This window comes from Rhizobium sp. NZLR11, assembly GCF_019685115.1.
Lineage (GTDB): Bacteria > Pseudomonadota > Alphaproteobacteria > Rhizobiales > Rhizobiaceae > Rhizobium.
The window spans coordinates 70,096-89,906 of the sequence record NZ_JABDWD010000018.1 but is presented as its reverse complement, the minus strand read 5'-3'; the positions used below and the strand labels follow the sequence as shown (position 1 = coordinate 89,906).

Annotated in this window: 21 protein-coding genes and 1 pseudogene; 11 read left to right on the top strand and 11 right to left on the bottom strand. The window is 62.3% G+C overall.

Annotated elements, in window-relative coordinates; all coding sequences use genetic code 11:
- Positions 1-31 precede the first annotated feature (31 nt).
- From dhaL to HJB83_RS25935, 6 genes are read left to right on the top strand one after another with little or no spacing between them, the layout of a single operon-like run.
- Entirely contained in the window at positions 32-652 is a 621-nt protein-coding gene (gene dhaL, locus HJB83_RS25960; RefSeq protein WP_207580840.1) for a dihydroxyacetone kinase subunit DhaL, read from the top strand.
- Complete coding sequence (dhaM, locus tag HJB83_RS25955; protein ID WP_207580841.1) at positions 649-1,047, top strand: dihydroxyacetone kinase phosphoryl donor subunit DhaM; 399 nt, start codon at positions 649-651, stop codon at positions 1,045-1,047. Before dhaL ends, dhaM begins: the two co-directional genes overlap by 4 nt.
- Positions 1,047-1,403, top strand: a complete 357-nt coding sequence (locus HJB83_RS25950; protein WP_207580842.1) for an HPr family phosphocarrier protein — start codon at positions 1,047-1,049, stop codon at positions 1,401-1,403. The genes dhaM and HJB83_RS25950 overlap by 1 nt, the downstream gene beginning before the upstream one ends.
- Positions 1,387-2,964, top strand: a complete 1,578-nt coding sequence (locus HJB83_RS25945) for a putative PEP-binding protein (protein ID WP_207580843.1) — start codon at positions 1,387-1,389, stop codon at positions 2,962-2,964. The genes HJB83_RS25950 and HJB83_RS25945 overlap by 17 nt, the downstream gene beginning before the upstream one ends.
- A 1-nt stretch (position 2,965) precedes the next feature.
- Positions 2,966-3,373, top strand: coding sequence for a hypothetical protein (locus tag HJB83_RS25940; protein ID WP_221132858.1), 408 nt, complete (start codon positions 2,966-2,968; stop codon positions 3,371-3,373).
- Positions 3,374-3,421: 48 nt separating this feature from the next.
- Positions 3,422-4,414, top strand: a complete 993-nt coding sequence (locus HJB83_RS25935) for a dihydroxyacetone kinase subunit DhaK (RefSeq protein WP_221117607.1) — start codon at positions 3,422-3,424, stop codon at positions 4,412-4,414.
- Between the two features lie 16 nt (positions 4,415-4,430).
- Here HJB83_RS25935 and HJB83_RS25930 read toward each other — a convergent pair whose 3' ends face one another.
- From HJB83_RS25930 to HJB83_RS25915, 4 genes are all read right to left on the bottom strand, one after another.
- Complete coding sequence (locus HJB83_RS25930) at positions 4,431-5,159, bottom strand: esterase family protein (protein ID WP_207580846.1); 729 nt, start codon at positions 5,157-5,159, stop codon at positions 4,431-4,433.
- Positions 5,156-6,115, bottom strand: a complete 960-nt coding sequence (locus HJB83_RS25925; protein WP_221132857.1) for an acetylxylan esterase — start codon at positions 6,113-6,115, stop codon at positions 5,156-5,158. The genes HJB83_RS25930 and HJB83_RS25925 overlap by 4 nt, the downstream gene beginning before the upstream one ends.
- A gap of 198 nt (positions 6,116-6,313) precedes the next feature.
- Positions 6,314-7,087, bottom strand: coding sequence for an alpha/beta fold hydrolase (locus HJB83_RS25920; RefSeq protein WP_207580847.1), 774 nt, complete (start codon positions 7,085-7,087; stop codon positions 6,314-6,316).
- Between the two features lie 190 nt (positions 7,088-7,277).
- A complete protein-coding gene (locus HJB83_RS25915) occupies positions 7,278-7,889 on the bottom strand; it encodes an O-methyltransferase (protein WP_207580848.1) in 612 nt (203 codons plus the stop codon).
- Positions 7,890-8,156: 267 nt separating this feature from the next.
- Between HJB83_RS25915 and HJB83_RS25910 the strand changes: the two genes are divergently transcribed.
- The 3 genes from HJB83_RS25910 to HJB83_RS25900 all read left to right on the top strand — a co-directional run bounded on the left by HJB83_RS25910 (position 8,157) and on the right by HJB83_RS25900 (position 9,996).
- Positions 8,157-8,930 carry a siderophore-interacting protein gene (locus HJB83_RS25910; protein WP_221132856.1) on the top strand — a complete coding sequence of 258 codons (774 nt, stop codon included), beginning with the start codon at positions 8,157-8,159 and terminating at the stop codon, positions 8,928-8,930.
- 133 nt (positions 8,931-9,063) lie between these two features.
- Positions 9,064-9,555 carry a MarR family winged helix-turn-helix transcriptional regulator gene (locus tag HJB83_RS25905; RefSeq protein ID WP_221132855.1) on the top strand — a complete coding sequence of 164 codons (492 nt, stop codon included), beginning with the start codon at positions 9,064-9,066 and terminating at the stop codon, positions 9,553-9,555.
- 27 nt (positions 9,556-9,582) lie between these two features.
- Positions 9,583-9,996, top strand: a complete 414-nt coding sequence (locus tag HJB83_RS25900; RefSeq protein WP_221132889.1) for an NUDIX hydrolase — start codon at positions 9,583-9,585, stop codon at positions 9,994-9,996.
- A 45-nt stretch (positions 9,997-10,041) separates the two neighbouring features.
- Here HJB83_RS25900 and HJB83_RS25895 read toward each other — a convergent pair whose 3' ends face one another.
- The 3 genes from HJB83_RS25895 to HJB83_RS25885 all read right to left on the bottom strand — a co-directional run bounded on the left by HJB83_RS25895 (position 10,042) and on the right by HJB83_RS25885 (position 13,041).
- The gene (locus HJB83_RS25895; RefSeq protein WP_221132854.1) at positions 10,042-11,340 is read right to left on the bottom strand and encodes an epoxide hydrolase family protein; all 1,299 of its coding nucleotides are present in this window, start codon (positions 11,338-11,340) and stop codon (positions 10,042-10,044) included.
- A gap of 126 nt (positions 11,341-11,466) precedes the next feature.
- Positions 11,467-12,540, bottom strand: coding sequence for a DUF3095 family protein (locus tag HJB83_RS25890; RefSeq protein WP_221132853.1), 1,074 nt, complete (start codon positions 12,538-12,540; stop codon positions 11,467-11,469).
- 105 nt (positions 12,541-12,645) lie between these two features.
- Positions 12,646-13,041 carry an Ohr family peroxiredoxin gene (locus tag HJB83_RS25885; RefSeq protein WP_221132852.1) on the bottom strand — a complete coding sequence of 132 codons (396 nt, stop codon included), beginning with the start codon at positions 13,039-13,041 and terminating at the stop codon, positions 12,646-12,648.
- Positions 13,042-13,297: 256 nt separating this feature from the next.
- Here HJB83_RS25885 and HJB83_RS25880 point away from each other — a divergent pair, with 256 nt between their 5' ends.
- Complete coding sequence (locus tag HJB83_RS25880; protein WP_221132851.1) at positions 13,298-14,095, top strand: class I SAM-dependent methyltransferase; 798 nt, start codon at positions 13,298-13,300, stop codon at positions 14,093-14,095.
- Positions 14,096-14,110: 15 nt separating this feature from the next.
- Here HJB83_RS25880 and HJB83_RS25875 read toward each other — a convergent pair whose 3' ends face one another.
- The gene (locus HJB83_RS25875; protein WP_221132850.1) at positions 14,111-14,734 is read right to left on the bottom strand and encodes a hypothetical protein; all 624 of its coding nucleotides are present in this window, start codon (positions 14,732-14,734) and stop codon (positions 14,111-14,113) included.
- Positions 14,735-14,900: 166 nt separating this feature from the next.
- On the opposite strand from HJB83_RS25875, the pseudogene HJB83_RS25870 reads away from it, so the two are divergent.
- A pseudogene (locus HJB83_RS25870) lies at positions 14,901-15,645 on the top strand (M20/M25/M40 family metallo-hydrolase).
- Positions 15,646-15,749: 104 nt separating this feature from the next.
- On the opposite strand, the gene HJB83_RS25865 reads toward HJB83_RS25870, so the two are convergent.
- The 3 genes from HJB83_RS25865 to HJB83_RS25855 form a co-directional block, all read right to left on the bottom strand.
- A complete protein-coding gene (locus HJB83_RS25865) occupies positions 15,750-16,097 on the bottom strand; it encodes a CAP-Gly domain protein (RefSeq protein WP_221132849.1) in 348 nt (115 codons plus the stop codon).
- A gap of 136 nt (positions 16,098-16,233) precedes the next feature.
- Positions 16,234-17,547, bottom strand: coding sequence for an extensin family protein (locus HJB83_RS25860; protein WP_221132848.1), 1,314 nt, complete (start codon positions 17,545-17,547; stop codon positions 16,234-16,236).
- A gap of 206 nt (positions 17,548-17,753) precedes the next feature.
- On the bottom strand, positions 17,754-19,322 hold the full coding sequence (locus tag HJB83_RS25855) for a heme peroxidase family protein (protein ID WP_259669670.1): 1,569 nt from the start codon (positions 19,320-19,322) through the stop codon (positions 17,754-17,756).
- Positions 19,323-19,811: the final 489 nt, after the last annotated feature.

Genomic DNA, 19,811 nt, shown 5'->3' with positions numbered 1-19,811 from the left:
GAGCCGCGTGGCAGGCGCGGCGACAGGGAGGATGGCAGTGCAGGCGGAACCGGTGCTAGTTGCGGGATTGATCGAGGTGTGCCGCGCGGCAATCGCGGAAAACAGCGATCACCTCTGCGCGCTTGATCGGGCCATCGGCGATGGCGACCACGGAACCAATATGCGGCGCGGCTGCGAAGCGGTGAGCGCCGAAGGCGAAAGCCTGTCCAGCCTGCCCTTCCCCGACGCCGTGGAAAAGATCGGCCTGACGCTGGTGATGAATGTCGGCGGTGCCGCCGGGCCGCTCTACGGCACGCTGCTGATGGAGATCGGCCGTGAGCTTCGCAAAAGCGAGGCGAAGGCCGATTTTTCGCTGGTGCTAAAGCAGGCGATCGACGCGGTGGCAAGGCGCGGACGGGCGCATGCCGGCGACAAGACATTGCTCGACGTGCTCTATCCCGTGCATGCGGCACTCGCCCGCCGCTCACCGCTCGGCACGATCGCCCGCAAGGCCGAACGTTCCGCCAGCCGCACGGCTGATATGAAGGCGATGCGCGGGCGCGCGGCCTATCTCGGCGACCGTTCGATCGGCCACGTCGATCCCGGCGCCTCGAGCTGCGCACTATTGACCACGGCGATCTGCCGTTATCTCGGGGAGCACCGTCCGGAATGAATGGAAAGACCGCAAATGTGGGCATCGTGATCGTCTCCCATTCGCCGCTTGTGGCACGGGGCATCGCCGACATGGTGCGGCAGATGGTCGGCGACTGCGTGCCGCTCTCCTGGTCGGGCGGCAACGTCCATGGCGAGCTCGGCACCGATGCCGGCGGCATCCTCAGAGCGATCGAGGCCGCCTGGTCCGATGCCGGGGTTGCCGTCTTCGTCGATCTCGGCGGTGCCGAAACCAACAGCGAGATGGCGATCGAAATGCTGGGCCTTCCCCGCTCGGCCCTCGTCTCCATCTGCAACGCCCCGCTGGTCGAGGGCGCCGTCATCGCCGCCGCCGAGGCGTCGGGGGGCGCGTCACTGGCCAAGGTGGTCGCCACAGCCGAGGAACTATCGCCCTGATGACGAGCGGATTGCGCATAGAGAAACAGGAGCCCGAGCGATTGCCCGAGCCATCTAAGGTGAATTGCCAGACGGAGGTCGAAGTCAAGCACGGTGTCGGGCTGCATGCCCGCCCCTCCGTCACCTTCACGCGGCTTGCCAAGTCCTTCCCTTGCTCGATCGAGGTCGCGGTCAACGGCAGCGATGTCTGGCTGAACGGCAAGAGCATCATCAAGATCATGGGCGCGAGAATCCGCAAGGGGTCGATCCTCAGGATCCGCGCCGACGGCATTCTTGCAGAAGAGGCGATCCGCGCCCTGAAGGGACTCATCGAGCGCAATTTCGATGAGGAAAAGAAACATGGCCGGACCGCTTAGACTGAAAGCGAAGAGCGCATCCCCGGGCATCGCATCCGGCCCGGCCTTTCTGGCCGAGCGGCCAGGCGCTCCCGCCGCGCCTCGGACCGCCGGCGGATACGCCGCGCTGGAAAAGGCGATCGACATCTCGATCGGCGAACTCGAGCGCCTTGCCGAGGGAGCCGACGCCGAAAGCCGCGATATCATCGATTTCCAGATCGAGGTGCTGCGCGATCCGACGATCGCGGAAGCGACCGGCGCCCGCATGGAAACCGACGCGAACGTCGTCTTTGCCTGGGTCGCCACCCTCGACGCCTATATCGGTGAACTCGAAGCGGCCGACGAGGAGCAGATGCGGGCGCGTGCCGTCGATATTCTCGACATCAAGAACCGCGTGCTCGGCGCGCTCGCCGGCACCCCGATCGCCGATTTCCCGTCCGGCTCCGTCTTTGTCGGCAAGGACATGGAGCCCAGCCGCTTTCTCGCCCATGACTGGTCGAACGGCGGCGGCATCGCGCTGTTTGCAGGCAGCACCGCCGGCCATGTCGCCCTGCTCGCCCGGGCGAAATCGGTGCCGATGGTGGTTGGCACGGGCCGCTTTTCGGCCGTGGACGGAGATCCTGTCAGCGTCGACGGAAACGCCGGTGCGGTCGTCCTGCAGGCGGGCAGCATGCTGATCCCGCCGCTCGCACCCGCACAAGCGCCTGCCGGCGACACACAAACCGCTGGCGGTGAACTGCGCACGGCGGACGGCGTGCCGATCCTGCTCTCGATCAACATCAACGAGCCCGCCGAGATCGATGCGCTCGATCCGGCAACGGCGGGCGTCGGCCTGATGCGCTCGGAATTTTCAACTGCCTCGGTCGCCGATGCAGCCAACGAGGAGCGGCAGCTGGCAATCTATCGCCGCGTGCTGGAGCAGGCGGGCGAAAGGCCGGTGACGATCCGCATGCTCGATATCGGCGGCGACAAGCCGCTCGCTGGCCTCGAAGACCTGCCGGCTCTCGCCTCGGGCTTGCGCGGCATCCGACTGCTGCTTGCCCAGCCGGAAATCGCCCGCGTCCAGGCACGCGCCCTGCTGCGCGCCGCCGTCTTCGGTAGGCTTTCGGTGATGCTGCCGATGGTGACCTTTCCCGACGAAATCGACAGGATGCGCGAGATATTCCGCGAGGAGGCCGAAAAGCTCGGCCGCCGTTCCCTGCTCCACCGCATGCCGCCGATCGGCATGATGGTGGAGGTGCCGGCGGCGGCATTGATGCTCGACACCTTCGGATCTGCGGCATTCTTCTCGTTCGGAACCAACGATCTCACCCAATATCTTGCCGCCTCCGCCCGAGAGGACGTCGACGCCGATGCCGGCAAGGCAGCACCCGCCGTGCTCCGGCTGATTGCCGAGGCGGTGAAGCTTGCCGCTGGCAAGCCGGTCAGCATCTGCGGCGACATGGCCGGCGATCCCAGCTATCTGCCTGCACTGCTCGCTGCCGGCCTCCGGCATTTTTCCGTGGCGCCGGCCCGGCGTCCCGCGATAAGATCGGCGATCATCGGCCTCAATGCCGATGGCACAAGGGCAGCCGGAGAATAGAATGGCGCGCGAAGACACCGAAGACGCCATTATCGCCTACAAGTCCATTCTGGCGCAGATCATCGACAACAGGCCATCGGGCACGCGCCAGCGCCTGGCGACGGCGCTTGGAAAGCATCGCAGCTTCGTCACCCAGATCACCAGCCCGACCTATGCGACGCCGCTGCCGGCGCGCCATCTCGCGACGATCGTCCGCGTCTGCCACTTCAGCGCCACCGAACAGGAGCGCTTTCTCGAAGCCTATCAGGCCGCCCATCCCGGAAAGCTGCCGGATGTCGGCCACACAGAGAAATTGCGGCACCTGTCGCTGATGGTGCCTGATTTCGGTGACGACAGGAAAAACCGCCTTCTTGAAGAGGCGATCTCCGATCTGGTGCAGAAGATCGTCGCAATATCGGACGCGGAATGACGAGTGAGCCGCTTGACGTAACGTAATGCTTTTGGCCTTGGGGGCTTGATGAAGAAGTTCATGAACACTGCGGAAACCATGGTCGCCGAAAGCGTCGAAGGCTTCGTGCGCGCCCATGAGGCCTTCGTGGTGTTCGGGCCCGAGCGCAGATGCATCCGCCGCCGCCATCTCACCCCTGGCAAGGTGGCGCTGATCTCCGGCGGCGGCGCCGGGCATGAACCGATGCATATCGGCTTCGTCGGCCACGGCATGCTGGATGCCGCCTGTGTCGGCCATATCTTCACCTCGCCGACGCCGAGCCAGATCATTGCCGCCATCGAAGAGGTCGATACCGGCGCCGGCTGCCTGCTCGTGGTCAAGAATTACGACGGCGACCTGATGAATTTCGAAATGGCCATCGAGATGGCAGGCGACCGCCATAACCTCGACATGGTCGTCGTCAGCGACGACATCGAGACGTCGAGAACCGGTGATGGCCGCGGCCGGCGCGGTGTTGCCGGCACGCTCATCGTCGAAAAGATCCTTGGTGCTGCGGCCGAACGCGGCATGTCGCTCGCCGAGTTGAAACAGCTTGGCGAGGGGATGAACACACGCATCCGCTCGATGGGTGTGGCGCTGAACGGCGTGACGGTGCCGCAGACCGAGCGCACGACGTTTACGCTCGGACCCGGCGAGATGGAAATGGGCGTCGGCATCCATGGCGAACCCGGCCATGCCCGGCAGCCCTTCGCTGCCTCCGACGCCATCATCGGCCATCTCTGCGAGACCATCTTTGGCGACATCTCAGTGACGCCGGACAGCAAAGCACTGCTGTTCGTCAATGGCCTCGGCGGCACGCCGCCTGCCGAACTCTACCTCGCCTATAATGGCGCCCGCCGTTTCATCGAGGAGAAAGCCATCCCGATCGAGCGCTCACTGGTCGGAACCTACGTCACCTCGCTCGACATGCAGGGACTATCGATCACCCTCGCCTTGCTGACCGACGAGGAGATCGCGCTCTGGGACGCGCCGGTGGCGACTGCAGCGCTGCATTGGCCATAAGGGTGTACCACAGACGTCAGATGTAAAGCGCCGCCATCTTCCGCCAGGCCCCGGCGCGGTGGGCGCGGCCGTCCCAGACATGCAACTGATGGCGAATATTCTTTTCGCCGAGCAGCCGGCTGAGATAGCGGTTGTTATCGAGGAAGGGATCGGCATCGCCGATGGTGAGAACGATGTCGCGCTCACGTAGCCTGTCGAGCCGCCAGTCGGAGCCGAGGCCGGGCAGGAAATGCGTCGGCGTGTGGAAATAGACGCTGTCATCGTAATAGCCGTCGAACAGGTCGCTAAAGGATTCTACCTTCATCGTGAGGTCGTAGCGTCCGGAAAAGGCGACGAGCTTGCAGAAGAGATGCGGATGGCGAAAGAAGAGGCTCGCCGCCTGGAAGGCGCCGAGGCTGCATCCATGCACGATGGTGCAGTCATGCGGGTTCTTCGCCGCCATCAGCGGCAGCACCTCGTTGAGGATATAATCCTCCAGTGCGACATGTCGGCGGATACGCTCGGCCGGATGGCGGTCAGAGCCATAAAGGCTCTCGGCGGCCAGTCCCTCGATGCAATAGAGTTGGAGTTGGCCGGCCTGCAGTTTGTCGGCTAGGCTTCCGACCAGGCCAAGCTGCTCATATTCCAGGAAGGTCCCTTCCCGCGTCGGAAACACCAGCACCTTGGCGCCGGCATGGCCGAAAACCAGCATCTCCATGTCTCGATGCAGACGCTGACTGTACCAGCGCAGGTATTCGCGGTTCATGGCACCCTGAAGAACTGTCCGATCTTGTCGCGGAGAACCGCCTCTTGCTCAGCACTTCCAGGGTAGTCGAAATGCCCGGCGTCCAGGATGAAGATTTCATTAAATTTCGGTATCGAATTGGCGACAGCGAACTGGCAGGGCGGCGCCACCGAAGGATCGAAAAGCGCCACTGCCGTCAGCATCGGCACCTCGATCCGCCGTGCTGCGGTCGCCGCATCGTAGAAGCTGAGCGTTTCGAGCACATTTCCATGCTCTGCCTGATATTCCTGCACCGATTGTGCGCTGCCGACGCTCGGCAGGTCGAGGCGCAGCGGCTGGTGCCCAAAACTCGGCAGCGCCAGATGGCCGCGATCGATGCGCTCGTCGTAGGCGATCGCTATTGCCCCGACGCCGCCGCCGAAGCTGATGCCGCTGTAGCCGATATTCCCCGAGAGCCAGGGATAGAGCGCGTCAAGCGTCGAGACGGCTAGCCAGATATCCTCGACGCAGCCGCCGATGATATAGGAGTCCAGCTTGTCGATATTGTACAGCACATGCCAGGACGGGTTTTCGGAAATCGGCGGATGGGCGCTGAGCGACAGCCCGCGGCAGCAGGGAAAGATCAATGCCGTTTCCTTGACCGGTAGGTCGAAATCCGGATGATCCCGCCCGCCGTAACCGTGCCCGACGACAAGGCCGCGCCGCACCTGCCCCTGACGCGGCAAGATGAGCCAACCGCCGATCCGGAACGCATCCGTGGAGACATAGACGAGATCGAGCACATGCCAATCTGGATGGGTGATCTCGCTGCGGGAAAGCACTGGCTGCGGATCGACCGTCAACGCCTTGCGATAACGCCCCTCCCAGAAATCGTCGAAACCATCAGGCGCTTTGGGCGGCTTGACCGCAAGAAGCTCTTCGAGCTGCATGCCGTAGGTCGGATCGAAGGAGAATGGGTGGGTTGTGGGGATACTCATCTGGACTTTGTCGCGTGAAAGCACCGGTCGCGCAAGACGATGTGACGGCTACTTTCCCACCCGCTCTCGCCAGCAGCGCTCATGCGCAGGCCAAAGGCCGGAGCCTCGAAGGGCGGGGGCGGGTGACGTGCACTACGACGGTGCATCCGCTATGCACAGAGTAACCGTCCCATAGACACCACCGCCCGGCGTCGGAAATTACTGCCCGGCCGCCTCCAGGATCAGCTGGGTGATCTCGTCGGGATGGGAAATCAGCGAGAGGTGGCTGGCCTTCACCTCGACCGTCTTTGCCCCCATGCGCTTGGCCATGAAACGTTCGAGATCGGGATTGATCGTCCGGTCTTCGGTCGAGACGGCATACCAACTCGGCTTCGAACGCCAGGCGGCCTGCGTAGTCTTGCCGGTCAGCAGCGCCTTCTGGAATGGCTGCTGCACGGCATAAAGTACTTTCGCCCTCGCCTCCGGCAGGTCCCCGGCGAAATCGCGAAGGAAGGCCGCTTCGTTCAAGCGTCCCTCGTCGCCGTCGAAGACGATGCCGGCCGAAGCCGGCGGCGTCGGGAAGGTCTTCGCAAGCGCGGTATAATCCTCACCCGCATCCGGCGCCCGCGCAGCGACATAGACGAGCGCCGAAACGTTGGGATGAACGCCAGCCTCGGTGACCATCATGCCGGAAAACGAATGCCCGACCAGAACCGTCGGGCCATCCTGCCGGTCGAGCACCCGCTTTACGGCGGCGACGGCGTCGGGCAACGTCGTCAGCGGGTTCTGTGCAGCCGTGGCGTTCAGTCCGGCAGCCTGCAGGCGCGCGATCACCTCGGTCCAACACGAGCCGTCGGCAAACAGCCCATGCACCAGCACGACATTGCGCGCCTTCACCGGAGCCGATGTCGCGGCCATGCCGCGGCTGGAGAGAAGAGTGGCGGCGGCGCCGGCAACGAGGGCGGCCGAGAAAGTCCGTCTGTTCATCATCATGATCTGGTTTCCTCACATGTTGAGACTGTCGAAGGGGCAAGAGCATGGGTTCGAGATCGGGGATCCGGACCCGGTGAAAATCGGTTAGTCGATAACACCGTGTCGGATCGCTCATCTGAGGCGCGAGGTCATCCGCCTCCCGGCATTCGACGCAGCCGGCCTGATCGCTAAAACCAACCTCGCCTCAACCTCAGTCGAAATGGCTGACCTCGAGCCCGTTGCCGACCGGCAGCAGCACACTTGATATGCCCGGCTTGGCGCGGATGGCTTCGCCGTAGCGTCCGACATCGTCGCCTCCCGGACGCAGCATATTGTCAGCGACGATGATCGCGCCCGGATTGAGTTTGGGATAGAAGGCCTCGAGGCAGGGAAGGTAGAGATCCTTCCAGAGATCCACAAGCACGAAGTCGATGCCCTGAGAAAGCGCGCCGATCATCTGGACTGCGTCCCCGACCTTGAATTCGACGTGGTCGGCAAGACCCGCCTTGACGGCCATGTCGCGCGCATAAGCCGACTTGTAATCGTGCATTTCCATGGTGATCAGCCGGCCGCCGGAGGCACGCGCGGCGTCTGCCAGCCATATCCCTGAATAGCCGAAGGAGGTGCCGAGTTCGAGAATGGTCGGCGCCCTGAGGCTCCTGGCGATGATATTGATGAACTGTCCGGTCTCTGGTCCGACCGCGCGCAGCCGCTGGTCCTGTCCGCCATCGCGGCCGCCCGGAGGCAGCTCGCGCGGGCTGTTGTGCTCCGTCTCGATCATCGCGTGATAGATGCTGAGCACTTCCTCGATCCTGCTGTCCATCGGGCCCGCCCTTCCGTCCTTGCGATTGATGGCCGACTTTGCCCGACCGAATTGGCTGCGAAAAGTTAAACTTCGGCATTCATCGGATTTCGCAGCCGCCATGCGGTTGCACGCGCCGCCACCGTCGGCTACATCAAACCCGTCAATGGCCGGGTCACCCGGCCACGTAAGCGTTAACGTCACTCAACGCGTATGATCGAACGGCTTTGCGGCTTCGATCTGCGCGACTGTGTCCTGCGGATCGAGTTTCAAAGCTCCTGAGGACACATGGACAACAATCAACCCAAAGACCAGACGTCGCCGGCCCCTGCCATCGAGCGGGTGCGCCACGACACGCCACGGCGTACGCTGACGGCCGAAAGCGTCGTCGATATCACCCCCGGCATGCGCCGCATCACGTTGACCGGCGACGATCTTGCCGATTTCATCAGCCTTGCGCCCGACGACCACATCAAGATTTTCGTACCGGCCGCCGATGGCGGAGAAGAGCGCCGTGACTACACGCCGCGCCGCTATGATAATGCCGGGCGGAAATTGACCATCGATTTCGCCTTGCACGAGGCAGGCCCGGTGACGCGGTGGGCGATCGGCGCCCGCCCCGGCGACAGGCTCGAAATCGGCGGGCCAAGAGGCTCCGCCGTGGTTTCCGCGAACGTCAAACGATGGCTGCTGATCGGCGACGAAACGGCGCTCCCGGCGATTGGCCGCCGGATCGAGGAGAGCCCCGCCGGAACTATCATCACCACAGTCGCAGCCGTCACCGGCCAGGTGGAAGAGCAGACCTTCGACACGTCAGCCGAATTGCACGTCCACTGGGCGCACCGGCCTCTCTCCAAGGCAACCGATGCCGCAGCCCTGCTGAAACTGCTGGCCACGGTCGATATCCTGCCGGAAACTTTCATCTGGGTCGCGGCGGAAGCCTCGGTGACACGCGATATCCGCGCCTATCTGCTGACGGAAAGAAGCTACCCGCTCGGCTGGATCAAAGCGTCCGGTTATTGGGTGTTCGGCAAGGCTGATGCGACGGAAAAGTTCGCTTAAGCCGTAAGACCCCGACACTGGCCGCCGCTCCGGAAATTGGGGCGACGGCCCGACAAACCCACTGCCGTCGCCATTGCGATTTAATCGGATACGATATATATTGCGTTGATAGATGCCGAAACAGGATAGACCCATGCCCGCGCCTAAAGCAAAACAGCCAGCATCAAGCTCCCCCAAGACTGACGGTGACGGCCGTAAGCTTTCGAACTTCCTGTGCTTCGCGGTCTATTCGGCCAATCTCGCCTTCGGCCGCGCCTACAAGCCGGTCCTGGACGCGATCGGCCTCACTTATACCCAGTATATCGCCATGGTCGCCCTTTCCGAGGAGGACGAACAGACGGTCAGCATGCTGGGGGAAAAACTGTTTCTCGAATCCAACACGCTGACGCCCATTCTCAAGAAGCTGGAGTCAGTCGGCTTTATCACCCGTCATCGCGATCCCGCCGACGAACGGCAGGTGCGGGTGAGCCTGACGCCGGCGGGACGCGATCTTCTCGAAACCGATCCCAGCTCGGCCCTGATCGACGCCGTCGGCCTCGGCGAAGATTTCCCCGTCGTACAGAAATCGGTCACGCGGCTGCGTGACAACCTGCTACGGGCGCAAGCCGAACCGGAAAAATCATGATCGCGTCACATGTCGGCACCTGGTGACATCCCCGAGATTGCAATCGGCGCATTGATTGAGAATGGGAGTGTTCTTCTCGCAAGGCGAAGTTCCGAACGCAAGACGCACCCGGATCGGTGGAGTTTGCCGGGCGGTCATGTCGAGAGCGGCGAAGACGCCGAGACGGCGATGCGCCGGGAATTGTTGGAAGAAATCGGCGTGACGCCGCAGCACTGGAAATTGGCAGGAAAGCTCGTTTCGGAAAGCCCGCCCGGGGCATCCGCCACCATCCACGTCTATCACGTCGATCGATGGCAGGGCTCTCCGCGACTTATCGGTGATGAACACACAGCGCTCAGATGGTTTACCGCCGCGGAAATAGAATGCGAAACCGAGCTGGCGCCGCCTAAGCTCGGTCAAATCCTCGCAAAGCTCGTTTTGCAGCAGAGCCGCAAGGAGTGAAAGCGCGTCGCGCGAAGCCGGTTCGGCACAACGCGCTTTTTTGCCTTACTGGCGCAGAGATCGGAATGCCGTCCTCAGCTCAGCCGTCATGGCCATCGGCTGTTCCCAGGCGGCAAAGTGGCCGCCCTTATCGAGCCTGTTGTAGTGAATGAGCTTCGGATAAGCCTTCTCCGCCCAGCTCTTTGGCGCCGCATATATCTCATCGGGAAAGGCACTCACGGCAACCGGAATCTTGATGCCTCTAGGGTCGAAGAAGCCTCCGCTTGGAAAATGCGCATTGTCCCAATAGAGCCGCGCCGAAGAAATTGCGGTATTCGTCAGCCAGTAGAGCGTGACGTTGTCGAGGATATCATCCTTCGTCAGCCCCTCGGACTTTCCATCGAAAACACGAGCGATCATCTGGTAGCTGCGAATGTCGTGGTCGAGCATCCAGGCGGCTAGGCCGACCGGCGAATCGACGATCCCATAGAGGGTCTGCGGCCGATTGTTCATCTCGATGGCATAGCCCAGCCCGTTCTTGTAGAAGTCGTCGAGCTGGTCCCAGGCCTGTTTTTCCTCAGCAGAAAGGCCCGCGGGCGCCGGCCCGCCGGCTGCGAGCGCCTTGGCGATATCGGCCGGAACCGTAGCCGCCATGTTCGTGTGGATGGCGAGCAATCCCGGCGGTTCCTGCAAAGCCATCAGCTCGGTGACCGCGTTCCCCCAATCGCCGCCCTGCGCCACGAACCTTGTGTAGCCGAGGCGCTGCATCAGCGTCACCCAGGTGCGGGCAATGCGAGGAGGATTCCAACCCGGCGCCGTCGGCTTGCCGGAGAAGCCATAGCCTGGCAGCGATGGGATCACCACATGAAACGCGTCCGCTTCGCCACCGCCATGCGCGGTCGGGTGGGTGAGTGGCTCGATGATCTTCAGTTGCTCGATGATCGAGCCAGGCCACCCATGGGTGACAATGATAGGCAGCGCATTTTCATGCTTGGAGCGGACGTGGATGAAGTGGATATCCAGCCCATCGATCTCGGTGACGAACTGCGGCAGCGCATTGAGCCGCGCCTCCGTCTTGCGCCAGTCGTAATCCCTCGCCCAATGGTTCGCGAGCTTCTGGATCGTCTCGTACCGTACGCCCTGGCTATCATCCATGACGGTCTCTTTGTCCGGCCAACGGGTCGCCGCGACGCGCCGGCGCAGATCGCCGAGTGCCTCCTCGGGGAAGTTGACGCTGAAGGGGCTGATCTCCTCGCCATTCGCCTCGGCGCCGCGCGTTCCGGCAAGCATTCCGATGGCCCCGGCTACGGCGGTTGCGGCCAGCAGTTCGCGCCGGGTGGGCATTGATAGGGATGTCGGTGACATGTCGCTTTCCTCTCCGTTCGATCTGCAGGAATGGACGAGGATCGACTGGCCGACCTCGTTGCAACAGTAGGTCCTTCGCGTCTGCCCGGACTATGCGCCCGGGCTATGGAGGGGTCAATTACCCTGTCAGTCTATGTCTCGACCGCCGCGAATGGGCCTCTCAGGCTGACGCGATGCGACGGCGAGCGCACCCTCCTCCATCATCTCGGCCGCCTTGGCATAACCGCCGCCCGCTCCGTCGAGGAAATGCAGGTGCGAATCCGGGCTGCCGGATGGCACGAGGCAGGTCATCAGCGCATGAGATTGGCGATGCAGACCGAAGCTGATCTCGCCGCGCGCTCGTGCAGCAACGAGGATGGCTTCGACGCTGTCGATCTGCTCCGGCGTGCAGTCCAGCGTCAGGCGCAGGCCGTCGTCGAATTTGCGGAAATCCGAATTGGAGGCGACCTCCGGCCAGCGCGGAGCATCGACCCACTTTCCGCGGTCCCTGTGGACAGCCATATTTCCGGAAAGCGGATGAGACCGGCGCGGCGCCGCATCGAAAACCGCAAGCACGCGCTTCGCCAGCGCTGCAAAGACCTCTGGGCTGGTATCGTCACGAGGCTCGACCAAGAGCGACAGGATCTCGCCCCGCTGGCTAGGGAACGGCGCCCAGTCGCAGCTCAGGCCGGTCAGGTTAGGCCTCATCGCATAACGGCCGGGCTTCACCAGATAGCGGCCATTCTTGATCTGCCGCTCCGCCCATTTGAGCCCGCCTCCCGCAAACATTGCATAGGTCACACTCTCGGATGCGGCATAGCGCGCAATCCTGACATCACGTCCGTTCGCGCGGATTTCGCCGGCGGTGACGAGCCCGACACGCAGGTCGAGATGAAGATCGGTTTTGGCAAAGCCCGCAACATCACGCAAGGCCGATGTCGCGGCCATGATGCCATTCGCCGGCAAGGCGAAGGCGGCTCCGTCTCCGCGAAACACGAAGGGGAAATCAAACGAGCCCCAAGCATTGCCGAGTGCGGCGATGATCGATGCGCCAGCATAATTGACGTCTTCATAGCGCCCGGAGCGGATCGCCGCGGTCGAGCTGACGACGTCGGTGATGCCGATCAGCCAATCGTCAGGCAGCGGCTCATAGACATCGGGATCGAGCACTAGCGAAAACTCGTCATAGGCCTGGCGCGGCTCTGGCTCGCTGTGGATCATGGCACTTCCTCCGATCGGCAGGGTTGCTGCCAGCTCAGAAACGGGTCTGCCGCCGATCGGCAGACCCCCGCTTGAAGATGTCGGCGCGAGGCCGGCCCTTCCCGTTCAGACGAGCTTGGTTTCGACGTCGATATTGCCGTGCACCGCCTTGGAATAGGGGCAGATGCCATGGGCTGCCTCGATCAGCTCCTGCGCGATCTCGCGATCGATGTCTGCCAAGCTGACATTGAGCCGTGCACGTAGGAAGTAGGAGCCGTTGTCGCCGTTGAGCGTAATCTCAGCATCGACTTCGGGACCGGCCGGCAGCGTGATCTTCCGCTGCGCGGCGGCGAGCTCGATGGCGCCGATATAGCAGGCCGACCAGGCGGTGCCGAACAGGTTTTCGGCCGCCGGATGCGGCTGCGGCAGCTTGATATCGAGCGTGCCGCCGCTGCTGCGTGCGTAGCCGTTGCGGCCGCCGGCGATGTGGGTCTTCCCGGCGAAAAGAAGCTTCTCAGTCATTGTCATGCCCTTTCGGCTTGATGATCTTCATCGCATCCGATTGATTCGGATGCGATCTAATATGCCGAACTGAATTCGATGTCAACACCATTCCGATTTAGTCGGATACGATTTATTTTTCTCATAGCATAAGGCTTGAGCCAGCCGCGCAGGCAAGCTCGACCGGTTGCGCATAGTCACGTCTTGTCCAGGAACGACGCCCTCTATAGGCTCTGCCTGGATGCCCGAGGCTTCACGAGAAAGGCGGAGAGTTGAGATGTCCTCCATAACTGAAGGCAATGCCGTGCAGTATGGCGACAGCCGCAAGCTCGCCGCCCGGGCCAGGCTCCATACTGAATATACCATCGCCGAAACGGGCTGGTTTCCGTGGGTTGCCGCGCATCTGCCCCTGAAACCGGGAGATCGCGTCCTCGATGTCGGCTGCGGGCCGGCATGGTTCTGGGCGGCAACGGCAGGTCTTCTGCCGGAGGATCTGCAGCTGACACTCGCCGACCTTTCGCCAGGCATGGTCGACGAGGCGGCGGCGCGCTGCGGCGCACTGCCCTTCGGTTCCGTTCAAGGCCGCCAGGCCGATGCAGCTGCACTCCCCTTCGAAGACGGCGCCTTCGATCTCGTGATCGCCATGCACATGCTCTACCACCTGCCCGACCCGGCCGCCGGCATCGCGGAGATGTCGAGGGTGCTGAAGCCGGGCGGCTTTCTCGCGGTCACCACCAACGGCATCGGCAACATGCGTGAGGTCTACCAGCTGACGACCGTCTTCGGCAGCGCGCCGACCGATCCTGCGGCCGAAGCCTTTGGATATGACGCCGCCGAAGGAATAATGCGGTCGCAATTCACAAACGTCGCGATGTCGCAGTACCCTGCAAGCATGCGGATCACCGAGCCCGAGGATGTCTTCCTGGCGCTGACCTCCTATCCGCCCGGCGAAGGCGCCGACGAGCCTCAGCTCAGCCGCTTCCGCCAGGCCATCGCCGATGCCTTCAGGCAAGGCAGCGGCGCGCTCGATGTCAGCAAGGAGACTGGGCTATTCCTCAGCAAGAAGACGGCCTGATCGGATCACCGCCTTTCAGGATCGCGACCGGCCGTCGTCGAACAGCGTGGCAAGCCACTGGTAGTAGCGCGGCTGGTTGGTTCTGAGCTGGCTGCGTGAATAAGGCGGCCGGTCGATATCGTCGAACAGATAGACGCTTGCCGTCACAGCGAAGAATTCGCGGTCGTTGCTCATCATATAGGAATCGCTCGGCCAGAGCGCCCGACCGCTATTGAAGAATTGTTTGACGTCGGAATTGCCAAATCCGCCCGGGAGCATCCGGTCGTTATAAGCATGCAGAAACTCATGCAGGATGATCGGCTTGTCGGGCTCGAGCCCCCTGACGCGCAGGTCGATACCGGTCTTGCTGCTGTAATGGCCAGGCCCGAAACTCGCAGCAGCGGGATTGGCCCAGATTCGGATTGTCTGCATGAATTTGAGGATGTCGGGCTTCAGATCGACATGCTCGACGATGTCGAGCTGCCGCTTGACGGCCGTGACCATCTCCCGATCGGGTTCCGCACCCCTGGCATTGGTGAGATCGACCTGCCATCCGTGATAGTTGAAAACGAGCGGATCAGCGGCGTCCGCTCCCGTCGCTGCAATAGCAAAACCGATGGCGGCGCAAAGCGACGCCAGCACGTTCCAAACCGGCCTCATGGTCTCTCCTCCGCATCTTACGCACGGACTGTCGCACAGACAACCGGACTGCACAATCGCGTGCCGCCGCGTGGCGTCTTCGGCCCAAACGCGGCAAAAGGGCGATGACACCGGACGAAGACAGACAGGCCGTTTCGATGAAACCGGCATGATGTTATGCTGCGGCATGACACGCGAAGCCGCCATAGCAAGAGCAGAGGCCTATTTCGATTCCGGATCGTTCCGGACCGATCTGGCGCGCCGCGTCGCCATGCCGACAGAGCGCCAAAACCCTGACCGCAGTCAGGTGTTGCTCGATTATATCGAGACAGAGCTCACACCGACCTTCGCAGCGCTCGGTTTTACCTGCCGCACGTTGACGGAAGGCGGCTGGCTTTTTTTCTTCGCCGAGCGCATCGAAGATTCCGAGCGGCCGACTGTGCTTGGTTGGCCACGGTGACGTGATCCGCGGGCTCGATGACGGCTGGGACGAAGGCCTGTCGCCGTGGAGGATGACCGAACGTGACGACAGTTGGTATGGGCGCGGCGTCGCCGACAACAAGGGGCAGCATAGCATCAACATCGGTGCCATCCAGGCCGTGCTGGAAACACGCGGCAAACTCGGTTTCAACGCCAAGTATCTTATCGAGATGGGTGAGGAGCGGATACCACCTGGCTTGCGCGAACTCGCCGTCACGCACAAAAAGCCGGCTATCCTGCCGAACCTCGGCGCATCGTTGCCGAACGACACCTTCTCCGAGACCCTGGAACTCCCGACGATCTGGGTTCCCCATTCCTATCCGGGATGCTCCCAGCACGCCCCGAACGAGCATCTTCCCCTATTTACCGCCCGTGAAGGCCTCGCATTGATGGCCGGCCTCTATTGGCACCTCGACGAACCCGGCGTGCCGGTCGGCCGGCAGACAACCTAGACGCCGCCGACCATTCACGCCTCCGCGCCCGAAGACATGCTGAGGAAAAAATCGAGGAGCGGGCGACGTGTCCACGGCTACCTGATCAGGCTGGCAGAGCGGCGCTAGACCTTCTCTTTCTTCCTGACCTTTTCCTTCGGTTCCACCGGTGCATCCGGCGTCGGGGCCAAAAGCTTGCGCAGCGATGAAATCTTGTCCTTCACAAGCGGCCGGAAGCGCGTCGCTCGATAAGGCATGTCGGCCGCACCGTAACCTTCCGGCCCGTCGTCGTTGCCGCGATTGATTTCCGCGAGCTTCACCCCGATGAACGTGCCGTCGATATAATGGGTATATTCGCCGACCCAGCGGATCGTGTAGATCTCGCCCTTGCGGATAAGTTGGTCGATGCTGACATGCTTGAAGGTATCGTTGATGCAGACGACCTTCTGGCCGACATGGAAATCATAGCTCATGGATCAAACTCTCGAACGGCAATCCGCCTGACAGATCTATAGCGCGCCGGAAGGCAGGGATGAACCACTTTCTGCCAGTGGTTTTTTTGCCGCGACAAAAGCCGCACCTGCGCCGCACGGTTCAAGGCGAAATGCATCAGTCGCAATAGGCCTTGCCGCTCTTGCGGGACCGCAGATCGAAGTGGAAGTGGTTCCAGTGTTCGGGGTTGCTGCCGGGGCCGAGCACGGTGTTGAAATAGCGGCAGCTGTCGCTGCGCACCGCCTTCAGCAGCCGGCCTTCGCGCAGCGAAAAGAGACCCTTTTTGCGCACGTCGATCTCGTGGCCGTTCTTCAGCACGAACTTGCCGACGTCGATCGCGTTGCCGCGAGCGTGTTCCGACATCGGATTGTATTTCTGCCGGCTGTTGTTCATGCGCCGGCAGGAATAGCCGCCGAGCGGCTGGATCGTCTTGATGCCGGTCCAGTAGCGGTAGCGGGCAGACGGTGCCAGCTCGTTCTTCACCCATTTGGCGAAGGCGAGCGTCACCTGGCAGTTCAGCGTCACCGCCGGCTGCACGCCGATATTGCCGGAAAGCCCCTTCAGCGACACCGGATAGGGCACCTGACAGGCGGGCCCGTTGGAAATCGGCGGCTTTTCGTCGAAAAGCACGCCCATGCGCTTCAGCTCGCGCCGGCAGGCAAGCTCGGAGGTCGGCATGACGCTCGGGTCAACGGGTGCTGCCGGTTCGCTCATCATCGGATTGTTCGGCCGCAGCATCGCGACCTCTTCGCTTTCGTCCTCTTCCGGAACGCGTGACGGCGCCACCACAGGGCTGCCGTCGTTCCAGGCCGGCGCCCGGCTCATCTGCCCCTGTGCCGCCGGCTGCGGCATCGCCCGCGGTGCGGGCTGGCGTAGCGGCCGGTTCACCTGCGTAGGGCTATCGGTGCCGATTCCGTCAACGACCGGCTCCGTCGCATCTCCCTCGGCGATCTGCTGCTGTTGTTCCTGCACCAACCCGACGACCGGCTCTGCCCCAAGCTCGTCATCCATGTTGACGCCGCCGGAAGGGACCGCAAGGTTCTGCGTGCCCCCCCAATTGCCGCTCGGCTGGCCCGCCGCCAGCGCTTCGTCGCTGTCGATCATCGGCAGGCGCCCCCCGCGCGCCGTCGGCGCGGCATGGCCGGTGCCGGCAAGGTTCGGCGTATCGAGGTAGTCGATGGATCCCTGGCTATTGCCGGTAGGCGCACTGGAAACTGGATAGGAGGCCTGGCTTTCCGCGGGCGCAAGGCGCTCCGCACGCGCCATTCGGACCGAGGGCGCCATGCGCGCCGCCGGCGAGATCGAGCTGACCCTGGTGCCGTTGTCGACATTGGCCGGCGGCACAAGCCCATCGCTGATCGAACAGGTGGTCAGCGACGCAGAGAGCAGCAGGGGCAAAAGGGCTCGCCAAGGAAAGGAAACAAACGCCATACTCTTATCGCTTCCGCAGGCCGACTGGGCAGTGACAGAAAAAACTCACTCCAATTTTAATTAAAAACGGTGAATGAAAACTTACCGGCACAATCTGAACGCGACGGAGATGAAATAGGCCGCTTTCGCGGCCTTGAGATTGGCGATAGATGCAACTTTTACTCGGCATCCTCCCCGGCCGCTCCCGCAGCCTTGATCGACCTCGGCTACCTGTTGGTGAAATTGACCAGGTCGGCCATGGTGAAATGCCGCGCCTCGGCGCTCGGCAATGTCGGCCGCCATTTCGGCCATTGCGCTAGGAAGGAATGCCGATCCTCGCGGATCAGGCCGGCGATGACCTCGGCGATGATCGTGCCGCCGACCGGCCCGAGATGCTCGCTGTTTCCAAAGATCTCCGCCTCGCGCAGGATGTAGAACCACAACGGCGCGTTATCCTTGAAAATCCCGGGGTGATCGCTCAGCAACGCGCCGCGCGCCCGCTTCCTCTCGGCATCCTCGCTGTCGAACAGCTGCTCATCCGACAGCGCCTCCATTTCCATATGGCGCGCCACCGCCTGGCCGGAAGGCAATCCGAGCCGCCAGCCGCGCAGCAGGTTCAAGGCGGCGAGCGCCCTGCGGATATGGATGGGCTCCCTTTGGTGATCGGGCAGGCTCGTCAGCGGATCGACCAACGTCGTATCGAGCTTGTAGGAGGGCTGCGGCAGGACTGCGCCAGCCGGCGGCGTCCCTTCGGGCGCGACCCCGTCGAAGAAGAAGGCCCAGTCGATCGCCCAGAAGTCGGGCAACTCGCGAAAACCGTTCAAATTTGCCCGCGGGTGCTGGATCACGTCAGTCAGAGAGAAAATCGGAATGCGATTGAACTTTGCCTTTTTCCCGTTGAACCGCTGCTCGATCGGGTCGGGCTTCGTGACGGTTCCGTTCAGCGAATAGCTCGGTCTCACCATTGTATGACCGTATCGGTACGCCGCCACCGAGAATTCGACGGGGATGAAGGCGAAGCGGCCCTGTGGATTGTAGAAGCGGATATTCGGCTTTTCGCCTCTGCCGACGATGACGCGCTCGTAGGTCTCCTTGCCGATGATACGGGGCAGGAAATCATGCAGGACAATCCACTGGTAGTGCCAGCGCACCGTCTGCTGACAGAGCCCGAAATCGGGGGTGCGCAGCGTATCGACGACCTTGTTGTGAAATCTGAGGAAGGTGGCGTGGAGTTGCGAGACGATCACGTTTTCGTCGTTGCGCTTGTCGCCGAGCAGCGCGCGCCGGATCTTGGCCGCGTTCCTCGGCAGGTCGGGGCGGTTTTTCCTCGCGCCGTCAAAATCCTTGTCGTCCCCGAGCAACAGATGAAGCTCGTCATCCTCGTAGAGGAAAGGCTGGTCGGCCGGTCCCGATCCGTAGACCGAATCTAGATCCAGCCGCGGCGTGCGGAAATCCTGCAGGGCATCGGGATCGTTGAAGCGGTCGAGCGACGAGACCGGATCGAATGTGATGTCATGATCGAGAAACTGACCGAAATAGGTGAAGCCTGCAGGAATTGCCGGGTTCTCGTCTTCGGGCTCCCGCTCGTCAAGCGCGACGTCGACGGGTTTTCCCTCTTCGATCTTCTCGGCGAACTCCCCCTGGAACATCGTTTTCGCAAGATCGGTGAGTGCGTCCTCGGTAAATGCGGCGGCCGGCAGGTTGCGGAACATCCTCCCGAACCTCTGGTCGCGAACACTCGAATGCGCGACGCTATCCATGCCTCTTACTGGCGAACCATGCTTGCTGCGAGCCATTTCGGCCTCCCTCGGTTACTGAACTGGAATGCGGCAGCGGTGCGATGAGGGCAGCGATGTTCGATGCGGAGGACTGAGATCCTCGAATTCGGGGAGACACACGGCGGCCATGCCAAGGCCGCCGCGGCCATGGTCCCGGATAGTTTGCCAAATTGGAGAATTATGGTGGCTTCCGCAACGACAGCAATCGCTATCTTCGAAATACCCTGCCCTCACCTACAACCTTAATGAAGCATAGCGTAAGGTAAATTGCAATGATATTCGCTTGAGGATTGAATCTGCTGCTTTTTATCAAACCCATCTGCCAGGTATATCAGCCTGAAGATCTTGGAATTCCGCCGGCCCACGATCCTCTCTACTCGAAAGGATCATGCTGCGTCGCGATCCGTGCATCTGACCGCGATGACGGCGCCACAACGAAAAGAGCCGTCGTTGCGGCTCTTTTCCTGACGTTCCGGTCTGAAGCTGTTGTGAGGCCGTTACTTCGCT